Genomic DNA, 13,066 nt, shown 5'->3' with positions numbered 1-13,066 from the left:
GACACTTGGCAGGAAACGGGTGGCGAGGCCGGCTTTTGGCGGCTTCAATGCCGGGCATGTTCATCACCCTGGCCAAGAATCTGAAATCCACGCCGCTGCCGGTTGCCGACGATCCGCGCTGGGCGCACATCGTTTCGCGTGACAAATCGGCCGACGGAGAATTCTGGTATTCGGTGGCGACGACCGGCGTCTATTGCCGGCCCTCCTGCCCGTCACGACGCGCCAACCCGAAGAACGTGCAATTGCACGACACTATGGACCAGGCGAAGGCGACCGGCTTTCGTCCGTGCCGGCGCTGCAATCCGGATGGCCCGTCGCTGGAGGCCGGGAACGCCGCGATGGTCGCCGACGCCTGCCGCAGGATCGAACGGAGCGAGGAAGAACCGTCGCTCGCCGAACTGGCGGCCGCCGCCGGGCGCAGCGCCGGCTATTTCCACCGCGTCTTCAGGGCCGTCACCGGGCTGACGCCGAAGGACTATGCCGCCGCGCAGCGCGCCGCCCGCATCCGCCAGGGCCTTGAGGACGGCGCCAGCGTGACATCGGCGATCTATGATGCCGGCTTCAATTCGAGCGGACGTTTCTACGAGAAATCGACCGGCATGCTCGGCATGACGCCGACGCGCTATCGCGCCGGCGGCGCGCATGAAGAAATCCGCTTTGCCGTCGGCGAATCCTCGCTCGGCGCCATCCTGGTCGCATCGAGCCAAAAAGGCGTCGCCTCGATCCTGCTCGGCGACGAGCCGGACAGGCTGGTGCGCGACCTGCAGGACCGTTTCCCCAGGGCGCGGCTGATCGGCGGCGACCGCGACTATGAGGCTCTGGTCGCCCGCGTCGTCGGTTTCGTCGAAGCGCCGGCGCTTGGCCTCGCACTGCCGCTCGACGTGCGCGGCACCGCGTTCCAGCAGCGCGTCTGGCAGGCCTTGCAGGACATCCCGGTCGGCCACACGGTTTCCTATGCCGAGATCGCGGAGCGCATCGCTGCGCCAAGGGCGGCCCGCGCCATAGCCGCCGCCTGTGCGGCCAACAGCCTTGCCGTCGCCATTCCCTGCCACCGCGTGATCAGGAAAGACGGCGCGCTGTCCGGCTACGCCTGGGGTGCGGAGCGCAAGCGCGCGCTGCTCGACCGGGAGGCGGTGTCCGGCTCATCGGGCGGGGCGAGACCAGACCATCGGTCTTCTCAGACCTAGGAGACGCAATGCGCGCGATGGCCAGGTCTCCCGACACTACCGCTGATGGGAGCAGCCAAACCCGCGACAGTTCACGCGACCGGCGCGCCGATGACGCGAAATCACTGGTGATGACCGTCGTTAGCCAGATGGTCGATAATGGCAAGGTCGAGTGGAACCTGACCGCGACCGGCGAGATCGAGCTGCGGCTCCTGACCGGCGAAGTGTTCCTGCTCGGTGAAATCTCCGTCACCCGTGTCGCATGACAAAATGGGAATGGTTTCAATATCAGCGCTCTACGGCGCCCCCCTCTGTCCTGCCGGACATCTCCCCCACGAGGGGGGAGATCGGCTGTCACCACGACCTTGGCCAATCTCCAGCGTTGCAGGAAGAGAAGCCGGCGGCAGAACTGCCAATCTCCCTCCTTGTGGGAGATGTCCGGCAGGACAGAGGGGGGCGCCGTAGAGCACATACTTTACGCAGTTCCCTGCGATTTGAATTTGAAAGCAAGCATCGGAGTGAGACACGGCCGGCACGCGACTAGGGTTCAGGCACAAGACAAAGGAGCGAAGGCAATGAACCTCATGCAAACCCGAACGCCAGTACAGACAGCGATAGCACGCAACGCTGCCGCTACCCTCGACACCATCGCCTATGCCATCGGCCAGTCCGCGATCGGCAAGATCCTGGCGGCGCGCAGCGATATCGGCATCTGCGCCATCCTGATCGGCTCGGACGCCGACGCGCTGGAGCGGGACCTTGGCAATCGCTTCCCCGGCAAGATGCTGGTCGAAGACGAGACCGCCTTGCGCGACGATCTCACGGCGATAGCGCGCTTCGTCGAAACGCCTGGCGCCGGTCTCGACCTGCCGCTCGACATGCGCCACGGCACGCCGTTCCAGCAGAGGGTGTGGGACGTGCTGCGCACCATCCCGTGCGGCGCCACCGTCACCTACACCGCCCTTGCCCGCCGCCTTGGCCAGCCGAACGGTGCCCGCGCCGTGGCGACAGCCTGCGCGGCCAACGCCATCGCGCTCGGCATTCCCTGCCACCGCGTTGTCCGCACCGACGGCACGCTGTCCGGATATCGCTGGGGCATCGAGCGCAAGCGCGCCCTCCTCGACAAGGAGGCAACGCTATGAACGCCCATGCCAAGGTTGCCGCATCCGTGGTCGAAGCCGCTGAGACGCGCGTCGCCGCTTACGACTGGCCAGCCCTTGCCACCGATCTCGACGGCTTCGGCTGCGCGGTGATCGAAAAGCTGCTCTCGCCCGAGGAGTGCCGGCGGATCGCCGGCCTCTATCCTCATGAGCAGCACTTCCGCAGCCACATCCACATGGCCAGGCACGGCTTCGGCAAGGGCGAGTACCGTTATTTCCGCTATCCCTTGCCCAACCTCCTGGGCGGCATGCGCAGCGCGCTCTATCCCAGGCTGGCCGGCGTCGCCAATCAGTGGAACGAGCGCATGGGGCAAGCCATGCGCTATCCAGCGACGCATGCCGAGTTTCTCGAACAGTGCCATGCCGCCGGCCAGATCCGGCCGACGCCGTTGTTGCTGCAGTATGTACCCGGCGACTTCAACTGCCTGCACCAGGACCTCTACGGCGACCTCGCCTTCCCGCTGCAGGTAGCGATCCTGCTTTCCGAACCGGGCGAAGATTTCACCGGCGGCGAGTTCGCGCTGACCGAACAGCGACCGCGCATGCAGAGCCGGGTCGAAGTGGTGCCCTTGCGCCAGGGCGACGCGGTTGCCTTCGCCGTCCACAACCGGCCGGTGCAGGGAACCAAGGGCAACTACCGCGTGAACTTGCGCCACGGCGTCAGCCGCCTGCGCTCAGGCATGCGCCACACGGTCGGCATTATTTTTCACGACGCCAAGTGAGGCCGACTTCATCCGGCGTCGGCGGATGCCATATCCAGGATCCAGGGACACGCATAGTAGTCGCTGATATGGTCGATCACGCCGCCGTCGGCATGGATCCGCACCAGATACGCCAGCCGCCAGACCACGCCATGCAGCCTGTCGACGACCAGCACGTTTTCCCCTTCGAAGGCGCCTGGCCGTATGCGCCAGGGCAGCTCGCTGCGCTCAAATTCGGCGAAGTAGGGCGAGCTGGAGAGCAAGCCATTGTAGCAGTCCGAAACGCGCAGCCGGGCATCGGCGCTGGTCAGCGCCCGCACCCCGTCCCAGTCTCGTTTGTTGAACAATTCGACATAGCGGTCGAGCAGCCGCGCCAGTTCGGCATCGTGTAGCGGTGCCGCGATCGGCTGCGCCGGCAAGACGGCGAGCTTGGCGCGACCGCGGTTGAGCGCGGACTTGACACCGCCCGATGTCGAGCCGACCAGATCGGCGATCTCCTCCAGCGAATGGTCGAAGACATCCTTCAGCAGCACGCAGGCGCGTTCCTTCGGCGGTAGATGCACGACCAGCCGCTCGATGGCACGGCCGGCGCCGGGACCGGCGGGCTCGACAGGCAGCACGATCTCGTCGCCGGCATAGCCGGCCTCGGCTCGCTGCCGGGCGCGGCGGCTCCTGATGAAGTCGATGCAGCGGTTGTGGGCGATACGGAACAGCCAGGGCCGCAGCGCCTGCGCATCGTCGAGCAATTCGATCTTGCGATAGGCCTCGAACAGCGCCTCCTGCATGATGTCCTCGCCATCGAGGGCCGAACCGGTCATGCGCGCGCAGTATCGGTGCAGCTTGACCCGCAGATGCGAAACCGTCTCCAGGAACTCTTTGTAGCGCTGGTCGAACAGGCCTTCGGGGTCAAGCCGCGGCTGCATCCCTTGTGCCGGTTCGACGGGTTTGCGGATCTGCTGGCTCATCGCGGCATATCGGTCGGCGTCACCACACCATTGCGCAAGTGCTGCACGTCCACAAGCACGAAGCTCGATACGACCAGCCGGCGCATGCTCAAGCCGCTCTGTCGCCGGCAACTTTGTCGCTGGTAGCCGGCAAGCCCAGTCTCGGCCGCACCCAGGTGGCGAGGCGGCCGATCGCGTCGTCGGCTTCCGGCGCCTTGCCGGCCATCATCTGGAAGGAATGCAGCATGCCTTCAAAGACGTCGAGCCGCGTCTCGAGGCCGGCCAGCCTGGCGCGCTCGGCGAACATGCGGCTTTCGTCGACCAGCGTCTCATCCGCGCCGGCTTGCAGGAAGACAGGCGGAAAACCGCTGAGGTCGGCATAGAGCGCACTGACCAGCGGATCGAGCCGGTCGCCATCGTCGATGAAGTTCGTCACCAGCCAGTCGACGGCAGCCTTGGCGAAAGCCGGGTCCTTGTCGCGGTTGGTCTCATAGCTGGCGCCGGTCAGCGCCATGTCGAACCAGCCGGAGATGATCAGCGTCGCGGCAGGCAGCGGCCTGCCTTCCGCACGAAGGCACTGCAGCACGCCATAGGTCAGCACCGCGCCGCAGGAATCGCCTGCAAGTGCGACGTGCCTGGTATCGAAGCCTTGCCGGGTGCGGTCGGTGAGCCAGTTCCAGGCGGTCATCGCCGCATTGAGCTGGGCCGGATGCTTCGCCTGATGCGCCAGCGGATAGCCGTAGAGCAACGCCCGGCAGCCGACGGCCTTGGCCAGATGCCCGACCAGCTTGCGGTGAGTGTAGATCGAGCCGCCGATGAAGCCGCCGCCATGCGCGTAGAACAGCACCCGCTGCTCGTCGGCGCCCTTCGGCACGATCCACATCGCCGGCACGCCACCGGCATCGACCTCGATATAGTCGACGCCGCCCGGTTCGCCGGTCAGCGCCGTCCAATGCGTGTCGTTGTAGTCGATGATCGCTTGCGGGCTCGTCAGTTTGCCGGCATTGGCAGCCAGCGCCGCGTAGTGGTTCCTGTTTGCCTCGCTCTGTATGCTCGCCATTGTGGTCTCCCGGGGTTGCGGATCGCGGGCCGCGCGACCTTCGAAGCCTAGGACGAACGGGCGGTCGGAAAGGATACGTGGCCGCGGAAGTTTTTTTCGCGCGCGGCTAGTGCTCGCCGCCAAACATTGCGGCATGACGCCGGGCGAATTCGACGAACGGCGTTGCCCGCACGCCGAACATCTCGTGCGTCGCGAGATGCACCCGCGATTTCGGCCGCCGCAGCCGCTCGGCCAGTTGCTCGTCCAGCGCATCCGCGAAGTCGGTTGGAACGCCGCCGGCCAGCAGATTGCGGCGCCGCACTTCAGGGCTCACATTGACATAGCGAACCGACTTGCCAATCGCTTGCGATATCCGCGCCGCGACATCGCACATCGTCAGCGCCTCGGGCCCGGTCATGTCGAGGCTCTCGCCCGCGTGGCCGCCATCGCGCAGCAGCCGGAAGGCCACCTTGGCGATGTCTTCGACATCGACCGGCGACAGTTCGGTGTCGCCGAGTGCGAGACGAAAAACGCCCTCGGCGGCAATGGTTGGCGCGTCGCGCAGATAGACCTGCATGAACTGGCTGGGGCGTAGATGCGTCCACGCCAAGCCTGCCCCTTCCAGATAGCGCTCGATCTCCTCATGCATCCGCGTGAAGCGGAATTTCGTCGCGTCATAGCCGACGTTGGATTCCGCGCCGGAAAACTTCACCACATGGGCGATACCGGCCTGCTTGCAGGTGTCGATGAAGCGGCACTGCGTTTCCGTCATGTCCTCGGCGGCGGTCGAAATCATCAGCACGCGGTCGATGCCGTCGAGTGCAGCGCCCAGCGTTTCATGCCGGCGCATATCGCCCTCGATCAGTTGTATCCCGGCAAGCTCGTCGAGCCCCGCTGCCGAGGCCCGGGGCGGGTCCCTCACCAGCGCCCTCACCTCATGCTTCTGCCGTGCGAACTCGCGCACGATCGCCTTGCCGTTCAGGCCCGTGGCGCCTGTCACCAGGATCATGGTCTTGTCTCTCCGTTCAGGATTGATGCGCCCGCCCTCTGGCGACCGCACGTTGAAGACGAAGAGACGCGGGCAAAGGATTCCGCCCAAACATTTTTATCGGCGAGATGCCTCCGCCATGCCTCGGATCATGCCACTGGCGCGTAGCGGTTGACCACCATCCCGCAGGCATAGGCTTTCGAGCCGAGCAGCCGCAGGGTCTCGAAACCGCCCTGGTCGAAGATCCGCCGTCCCGCGCCCAGCACCGCCGGGTTGACGAACAACTGGAACTCGTCGACCAGCCCGGCCGCGATGAGTGAGGAGGCGAAACCGGCGCCGCCGAAGACGGCCATGTTGCCGCCCTCGCCCGCCTTCAGCGCCTTGACCTCGCGCGGCAGGTCGCCGCTCGCCACCGTTGTGCGCTCCCACCGCGAGGCGTTGAGCCTGTCGCTCAGCACCACCTTTTGTGCTTCGACGATGCGCTGCGCAAAGGCATAGAACGGATCGCCCGGAAATTTCTTCGCCGCATTGCCCCAATGGGTCAGGTACCCCTCCTCGGCCATCTTGCGGCTGAGCAGGATGGTGTCGACGCCGGCGAAGACGGCGTTGAAGTCCCGCTTCAGCTCGTCGTCCCAGGCGCTGTCGTCGCCCCATTCCCAGAGCTGCCAGTGATGATCCTCGTCGGCGCCGACAAAGCCGTCGACCGACATCTGCATCTGCAGGATCAGTTTTCTCATGGTCATTCTCCGGTTTGTCCGACACTGACGAATGATTTACTTCTGGAACCATTTGACGCACCGCGGAGAATGATGTCAATAGTAAATTGATTTAAAAATGGAACCATAGACATGTCGACCAAGGGAAAGTCCGGCTGCCCGATCAACCTGTCGCTCGAACTGCTCGGCGACCGCTGGACGCTGCTCATCATCCGCGACCTGATCTTCGCCGGGAAAAAGCATTTTCGCGAATTCCTGCAGTCCGACGAAGGCATCTCCTCGCGCACGCTGGCAGAGCGGCTGCAGACGCTGCAGGACGAAGGCATCCTCACCCGCAGCGACGACCCGACACACGGGCTGAAAACGGTCTATAGGCTGACCGAGGCCGGCATCGACCTGTTGCCCGTGCTGGCGACGCTCGGCGCCTGGGGCAGCAAGCACCGCAAGGCCGACGAGAAGCTCGCCCGGAATGCCGATGATCTGGCGGCGGGCGGCGAGGCCGCACTGGACCAGATGAAGGTGGCGTTGCGGGCGGAGCATCTGGCGAACACATGATCGCAAAAGCTCTGCCAAGGCAGGCGATCCCTCGCGCCGACAAAATGACCATCAGCGACCATCATACTCATCGTGAAGACGGACCCAATCACCCAGCGTATGTGACGGCCCATTTTCATTGCGGCCGACGGGAGTGAGGTCGAGATAGCTATAGGTCCCTATCAGGTTCTCGCCACCACGGCCCCGTACCTGGAAAGTGCAATGAATCTTGCCATCATCATCTTTATAGAAAACGGTTGTACCGCCGCGATCTCTGCCTGATATCGCGACCTCCTCGAAATTGAATAACACCTTGCCCGAGTTGATCTGGTCCTCGGTGAACGATACCTGGAAGTCGAAATTGAAATCGCTTCCGAATGACGACACCCAATCAAACTGCCAATTCATCCGCGCCTTGAAGTCCAGTAGCTCGGCGAGAGGAGCGCGCGAGCAGACGGCCAGGGAGACGTCGTGATGCATCAGATGCTGGTTGGCGGCGTCGATGTGGTCGCAAAGGAATGAACAGCCGGTGCACCGATAGTCTGCATTGGGCGGAAACATGAAGTGATAAATGATCAACTGGCTGCGGTTCTTGAAGAGATCGGCCAACGATTTCCTTCCCTGGGTCGTGTCGAACTCGTAGGGCTTGTCGATCCGCAGCCACGGCAGTGCCCGCCGGTCCGCCGCGAGCTGTTGACGCTGGCGCGTAAACGCCTTTTCTTTCTCGAGATGCGCTTTGTGCGCTTCAAACCAATCCGTGTAAGGCGCGATGATGTGGTCGTTCATGTCGTCCTCCTTCCGCACTCTGGCGTATGCTGACGGTCTCGTTACCTGTCCTAAAGACGTTGTCGAAAACCGCGATCCGACGTCGCCTGAGCAATTTGTGCTGAAGAACGCGGCTGATAGCACCGGACGCCGACATTCAGCTTGACAGTCGTGCGCGCTTTGTTCTCTATATGTTCCAATCTATCAGCAACTGCGGATGTGCGGTCGGGATGGAAACGACAGCCACCATCCTGCATGCCGATCTCGACGCCTTCTATGCTTCGGTCGAGCAGTTGCTCGATCCGTCGCTGCGCGGCAAACCAATTGCGGTCGGCGGCGGCGTCGTGCTTGCCGCCTCCTACCAGGCGCGCGCCTTCGGCGTGCGCGGCGGCATGCCGGGACGCAAGGCGCGCGAGCTCTGCCCGCAGCTGATCTTCGTCGGCGGCAATTTCAGCGACTACCAGCGCCTGGGCGACGCGGCGATCAAGGTGCTCGACGACTTCACACCCGTGGTCGAGCGCATCTCCATCGACGAAGCCTTTGCCGATGTCGCGGGCTGCACACACCTGTTCGGATCCCCGCAAGAGATCGCCACGACCATCCGCCGCCGCGTCCGGGCCGAGCTCGGCCTGCCGATCTCGATCGGCGTGGCGCGCACCAAGCATCTGGCCAAGATCGCCTCGCAGGTCGCCAAGCCCGACGGGCTGGTGGTGGTCGACCCAGGCACCGAGATCGCCTTCCTGCACGACCTGCCGGTCGGGCTGATGTGGGGCGTCGGCCCGGCGACGAAGGCGCGGCTGGCCGAAATCGGCATCGAGACCATCGGCCAGTTGGCCAGGACACACAGCGGCGCGCTGACGCGGCTGCTCGGTCCCGCCGCCGGCGAAAAGCTGTCGGCGCTGTCATGGAACCGCGACCCGCGCAAACTGGAGACGAAGCGCCGGGCGCACTCGGCCGGCGCCCAATCGGCACTTGGGCAAAAGCCTGCCGTGGCGCGGGTGATCGTGCCCACTTTGCTGCATCTGGCCGACCGCGTCGCCAGCCGGCTGCGCGCCAAGGCAAGGCCCGGCCGCACGGTGACGGTGCGCGTGCGCTTTGCCGATCTCAGCGCCGTCACGCGTTCGATCACGCTTGACCAGCCGATCGCGGCGACCGCGATGCTGGCCGAGATCGCCGGCGACCTGGTGCGCGGCGCGCTTGCCGACCACCCTTACGAGAAGACGATCTCGCTGCTGGCGATCTCGGTCTCGCATCTCGAGGAAAGTGCCGAGTTGCAACTCGAACTGCCGCTCGGCCTTGCCGATGAGAAGCGCCGTCCGGGCACCCAAAAAGGCCTGGCACGCTTCGGTGCCGACCGCGCCATCGACAAGATCCGCGAGCGCTTTGGCAAGCAGGCGGTCGGCTACGGCACGGTGGCGCTGGAGGCCGCACGCTCCGTACCCGACGAATTCAGGGAATTGGCGCAGAAGGAGCTCTGAGGGTAGCCGAAGCCAATCGTGCCCTGCATATGACCGCGCAAGTTGTAACTGGTAGCAGCAAAAGAGTGACTTGATTTCAGGCCCTGGCTATTCGAGTAAGGTGTAGCGGCCACAAGCCATGGAATGCGATGTTCACAGCCTTCATCGTTTGCGCGTCAGTCACAGCTCTCAGCGCGGTCGTCAGTCTCGGTTTCTCCTTGGCTGCCGCCATGAACGAAACCGGCAACGCCCGGACAATAGCTTTCTACGGTTGTGCACGCAGCGTGGCCTTGGTGGTCGCAAGCGCCGTGCCGTTTTTTACGGGTTCGACGGAATGGCTTGAAGCCATCGCCTGGATAATGATCCTTGTGCAGGCTGGGGATGCGATCATAGGCGCCACGATCGATGATCGGATGAAAACTTTCGGCCCGGCCGGCATGTCGCTCGCCAACCTTCTGGCTCTCCTATGGCTCATCCAGTCTGTTCAATGAGACGACGACAGACAGCCTAGGCGAGAGCTATCTGCCGGTGCGCCAATAGCGATGCACCCTGACGCCGCTGGCGCTTCCGCCATCCCAAGACTCGCAAGCAATTCCGTCCTTGTCGGCATCATGTGTCGGCCAATAGCCGGGCTGCCCTTTATGCGCGTTGGCAAGGCCGACGGCGCGGGCGGCTGTGCAGTTCGGGAACGCAGCAAAGTGCCTGAGAGCGGAGAGCGGCGAGTCGATCTGGATGCCGACAAAGCCATAGACGATGTAGCCGGACAACAGAATGAACGGCGCGAAAAGAGCCACCCATTTCAGCCTGCCCAGGCGATGAGCTGAAGGCCAACGCAAGAATGGCAGAAGCATTCCTGGCACGCCCCGGTTTCCGTACCCCAACACAGGTTATCTTGAGCCGTCTGTGGTGGCAACGACACCGGGCCGAGTTCAACGCGTTCAGGGAATTGGCGGAGCCGCTGGCCTTCGAGACTGTTTCGAAATTCGCTCTGGTGAGTCATGTGATGGTGGTTTCGAGAACCGTAGGCAGCGGACATTTGGTCCGTGAGCAACGGAAGCGCAGAAAACGCCATCACATGGCCGCAAGAGTAGAATTTCGAAATAGCTCTCTCAGCCCCTGATCGCCTTGCCGGCCTGCTGCAACAGCTCGAACGCCGCGAAACGCTTGGCGTGCCAGCCGGCCAGCGAAGCGTTGGGATGATAGACCTCGCCGAGTTCCGACATGCCCGCCATGGCCGTCACCAGGTCCTTGTAGGAGCCGGCGGCGACCGCGCCCAACATCGCCGAGCCGAGCAGCACCGGCTCCGGCGAGGTCGACGCCACCACCACCATGCCTGTCGTGTCGGCCAGCAGCTGGCGCACCAGCGGGCTTTGCCCGGCGCCGCCGCTGACGACGATGGTGTCGACAGGGATGCCCTTCTCATGCTCGGCCCGCACGATCTGGCGCGCGCCGTAGCCCAGCCCGCAGACGCCGGCGACATACAGCCCGACCAGGCTTTGGTGGCTGGTGTCGAGATCGAGCCCGGCAATCAGCGCGCGCGCATCTGGGTCGGCGAAAGGTGCGCGGTTGCCGAGGAATTCCGGCACGACATGGATCTCGCCGACCAGCGCCGGCATTGCTGCGGCACCCCCACGGCCTTGCGCCTGCAGCGACAGCCAGGCGCTGAGGCTGATCCCTTCGGCCTGCGCCCTGGCCGCGGCTTCGCCGGCCGCCGGGTGCATGCGCACAAGATGGTCGATGGCGGCACCTGCCGCCGATTGACCACCCTCGTTCAGCCACAGCCCCGGCACCATGGCCGAGAAATACGGACCCCAGACGCCGTCAACGAAGGCCGGTTCGGCGGTCGACGACAGGGTGCAGGCCGAGGTGCCGAAGACATAGGCCATGCGCGACAGGACACTGCCGAAATCGCCGCGCGCCCCGACCGTGCCGACACCGCCGGCATGCGCATCGATCAGCCCGGCCGCCACCGCGGTGCCGGGGGCGAGGCCAAGGTCGGCCGCCGCCTGCGCGATCAGTCCGCCGCCCAGCGATGCTCCCGCCGGCACGATCTCGGTGCCGATGCGCGCAAACGCCTCGTCGGCCAGCGCGCCGAGGCCGACGTTGCGGAAATATGTCTCATCCCAGCGGCTCTCATGCGCCAGATAAGTCCATTTGCAAGTCACCGTGCAGACCGAGCGGGCAAGGCTGCCAGTCGCCCGCCAGGTCAGGAAATCGGCGAGGTCCAGGAACTGCCAGGCGGCGTTGAAGGTGGCGGGCATGTTTTCCGCAAGCCACAGGAGTTTCGGTGTCTCCATCTCAGGCGAGATGACGCCGCCGACATAGCTCAGCACCGCCGCGCCGCTGCGGTTGATGCGGCGCGTCTGCTCGATCGCGCGGTGATCCATCCAGACGATGATGTTGCGTTCGGGATTGTTGGACGCGCCCACCGGCAACGGCACGCCGCCCTCACCCAGCACCACCAGCGAACATGTGGCGTCGAAACCGATGCCGGCGATCGCCTCGGGCGCTATCCCGGCTTCAGCGACAGCGGCGCGGGTGGCAATGCACACCGCCCGCCAGATATCGTTGCTCGACTGCTCGACGATGTCGCCGGCCTCGCGCCAGACCTCGATGTCCTGCTTGGCCGAGGCAACCAACTTTCCCGCTTGGTCGAACACCCCTGCCCGCGCGCTGCCGGTGCCGACGTCGATGCCGAGATAATGGGGCATGGGGGAAACCTTCGGTTAGGGGAGTAAGGGAGTAACGCAGTAGGGGAATAGGCAGCAGGCGAATGGGACTAGATTTGAGCCCGGACTTTGGACCGCAGAACAACATACTGCCCTACTCCCATACTCCCATACTCCCGTACTCCCTTACTCCCCTCACAAATCATTGCTCTGCGGCAGGATCACCAAATCCCGGATCGTCACGTTGCGCGGCCGGGTCAGCATGAACATCACCGCCTCGGCGACCTCGCGCGGCTGCATCAGGCCGCCGGCGGCGAGCTCTTCCTCAAGCTTGGCCTTTGGCCAGTCATCGACCAGCGCGGTCACCACCGGGCCCGGCGCCACCGCACCGACGCGCAGGCCGTGCTTGGCCACCTGCCGGCGCACCGTGTGGACGAAGGCCTGCACGGCGTGCTTGGACGCGGTGTAGATCGGCTCCCAGACCACCGGAACCAGTCCGGCGATCGAACTGGTGACGATGATGTCGCCGGTCTTGCGCTCGACCATGTGCGGCAGCACCGCGTGGATTGAGCGGAACACGGCGTTGATGTTGAGGTTGAGCATGCGGTCCCAGGCATCGGGATCGCCGGTCAGCACCTCGCCACCGACATAGGCGCCGGCATTGGCATGGAAGATGTCGAGCTGCCCGGCCTTTTCCAGGATCTGCGGCATCATGGTGGCGACGCTTGATGGCTGCATCAGGTCGATCACCAGCGGGATCGCCTTGGGGCCGAGTTCGGCGCACAAGCTGTTCAGCGTCGCCTCGGCGCGGTCGACCAGCACCACGCTGGCGCCAGCCGCCAGCATGTATCTTGCGCATTCGAGGCCGATCCCCGACGCCGCCCCGGTGACGGCCGCAACTTTTCCGGACAGTTGAGTCATATCTCT

Annotated in this window: 15 protein-coding genes; 7 read left to right on the top strand and 8 right to left on the bottom strand. The window is 64.6% G+C overall.

Translation table 11 applies throughout. The features are described 5' to 3' along the window. Positions 1-56 precede the first annotated feature (56 nt). The 4 genes from ada to AC1D2G_RS08080 all read left to right on the top strand — a co-directional run bounded on the left by ada (position 57) and on the right by AC1D2G_RS08080 (position 3,048). Complete coding sequence (gene ada, locus AC1D2G_RS08095) at positions 57-1,187, top strand: bifunctional DNA-binding transcriptional regulator/O6-methylguanine-DNA methyltransferase Ada (protein WP_477413602.1); 1,131 nt, start codon at positions 57-59, stop codon at positions 1,185-1,187. 8 nt (positions 1,188-1,195) lie between these two features. After that, positions 1,196-1,432, top strand: a complete 237-nt coding sequence (locus AC1D2G_RS08090; RefSeq protein WP_457152606.1) for a hypothetical protein — start codon at positions 1,196-1,198, stop codon at positions 1,430-1,432. Positions 1,433-1,741: 309 nt separating this feature from the next. Then, positions 1,742-2,308: a methylated-DNA--[protein]-cysteine S-methyltransferase gene (locus AC1D2G_RS08085; RefSeq protein ID WP_477413189.1), complete on the top strand. Its 567-nt coding sequence runs from the start codon at positions 1,742-1,744 to the stop codon at positions 2,306-2,308. After that, the gene (locus AC1D2G_RS08080; RefSeq protein WP_477413187.1) at positions 2,305-3,048 is read left to right on the top strand and encodes a 2OG-Fe(II) oxygenase; all 744 of its coding nucleotides are present in this window, start codon (positions 2,305-2,307) and stop codon (positions 3,046-3,048) included. The genes AC1D2G_RS08085 and AC1D2G_RS08080 overlap by 4 nt, the downstream gene beginning before the upstream one ends. An 8-nt stretch (positions 3,049-3,056) precedes the next feature. Here the strand turns inward: AC1D2G_RS08080 and AC1D2G_RS08075 are convergent, their stop codons facing one another. The 4 genes from AC1D2G_RS08075 to AC1D2G_RS08060 all read right to left on the bottom strand — a co-directional run bounded on the left by AC1D2G_RS08075 (position 3,057) and on the right by AC1D2G_RS08060 (position 6,735). Then, on the bottom strand, positions 3,057-3,992 hold the full coding sequence (locus tag AC1D2G_RS08075) for a sigma-70 family RNA polymerase sigma factor (RefSeq protein WP_477413185.1): 936 nt from the start codon (positions 3,990-3,992) through the stop codon (positions 3,057-3,059). A gap of 88 nt (positions 3,993-4,080) precedes the next feature. After that, positions 4,081-5,031 (bottom strand): alpha/beta hydrolase, encoded by a 951-nt coding sequence (locus AC1D2G_RS08070; RefSeq protein ID WP_477413183.1) that lies wholly within the window; start codon positions 5,029-5,031, stop codon positions 4,081-4,083. A gap of 106 nt (positions 5,032-5,137) precedes the next feature. Then, entirely contained in the window at positions 5,138-6,019 is an 882-nt protein-coding gene (locus AC1D2G_RS08065) for an SDR family oxidoreductase (protein ID WP_477413181.1), read from the bottom strand. A 128-nt stretch (positions 6,020-6,147) separates the two neighbouring features. Continuing rightward, on the bottom strand, positions 6,148-6,735 hold the full coding sequence (locus AC1D2G_RS08060; RefSeq protein WP_477413179.1) for a dihydrofolate reductase family protein: 588 nt from the start codon (positions 6,733-6,735) through the stop codon (positions 6,148-6,150). A gap of 111 nt (positions 6,736-6,846) precedes the next feature. Between AC1D2G_RS08060 and AC1D2G_RS08055 the strand changes: the two genes are divergently transcribed. Next, a complete protein-coding gene (locus AC1D2G_RS08055; protein ID WP_477413177.1) occupies positions 6,847-7,269 on the top strand; it encodes a winged helix-turn-helix transcriptional regulator in 423 nt (140 codons plus the stop codon). 51 nt (positions 7,270-7,320) lie between these two features. Here the strand turns inward: AC1D2G_RS08055 and AC1D2G_RS08050 are convergent, their stop codons facing one another. Further along, positions 7,321-8,034, bottom strand: a complete 714-nt coding sequence (locus tag AC1D2G_RS08050) for a DUF899 domain-containing protein (RefSeq protein WP_477413175.1) — start codon at positions 8,032-8,034, stop codon at positions 7,321-7,323. 209 nt (positions 8,035-8,243) lie between these two features. Here AC1D2G_RS08050 and dinB point away from each other — a divergent pair, with 209 nt between their 5' ends. Together dinB and AC1D2G_RS08040 are read left to right on the top strand one after the other, a co-directional pair. Further along, the gene (gene dinB, locus AC1D2G_RS08045; protein WP_477413173.1) at positions 8,244-9,491 is read left to right on the top strand and encodes a DNA polymerase IV; all 1,248 of its coding nucleotides are present in this window, start codon (positions 8,244-8,246) and stop codon (positions 9,489-9,491) included. Between the two features lie 128 nt (positions 9,492-9,619). Next, positions 9,620-9,961, top strand: coding sequence for a hypothetical protein (locus AC1D2G_RS08040; protein WP_477226818.1), 342 nt, complete (start codon positions 9,620-9,622; stop codon positions 9,959-9,961). Between the two features lie 27 nt (positions 9,962-9,988). Here the strand turns inward: AC1D2G_RS08040 and AC1D2G_RS08035 are convergent, their stop codons facing one another. The 3 genes from AC1D2G_RS08035 to AC1D2G_RS08025 all read right to left on the bottom strand — a co-directional run bounded on the left by AC1D2G_RS08035 (position 9,989) and on the right by AC1D2G_RS08025 (position 13,060). Continuing rightward, a complete protein-coding gene (locus tag AC1D2G_RS08035; RefSeq protein WP_477413171.1) occupies positions 9,989-10,264 on the bottom strand; it encodes an excalibur calcium-binding domain-containing protein in 276 nt (91 codons plus the stop codon). 315 nt (positions 10,265-10,579) lie between these two features. Further along, on the bottom strand, positions 10,580-12,181 hold the full coding sequence (locus tag AC1D2G_RS08030) for an FGGY-family carbohydrate kinase (protein ID WP_477413169.1): 1,602 nt from the start codon (positions 12,179-12,181) through the stop codon (positions 10,580-10,582). A 153-nt stretch (positions 12,182-12,334) separates the two neighbouring features. Beyond that, the gene (locus AC1D2G_RS08025) at positions 12,335-13,060 is read right to left on the bottom strand and encodes an SDR family oxidoreductase (protein WP_184875240.1); all 726 of its coding nucleotides are present in this window, start codon (positions 13,058-13,060) and stop codon (positions 12,335-12,337) included. Between the last annotated feature and the right edge of the window lie 6 nt (positions 13,061-13,066).

Source organism: Mesorhizobium sp. P2_C7, assembly GCF_056404515.1.
This window is presented reverse-complemented; position numbering and strand designations above follow the sequence as displayed.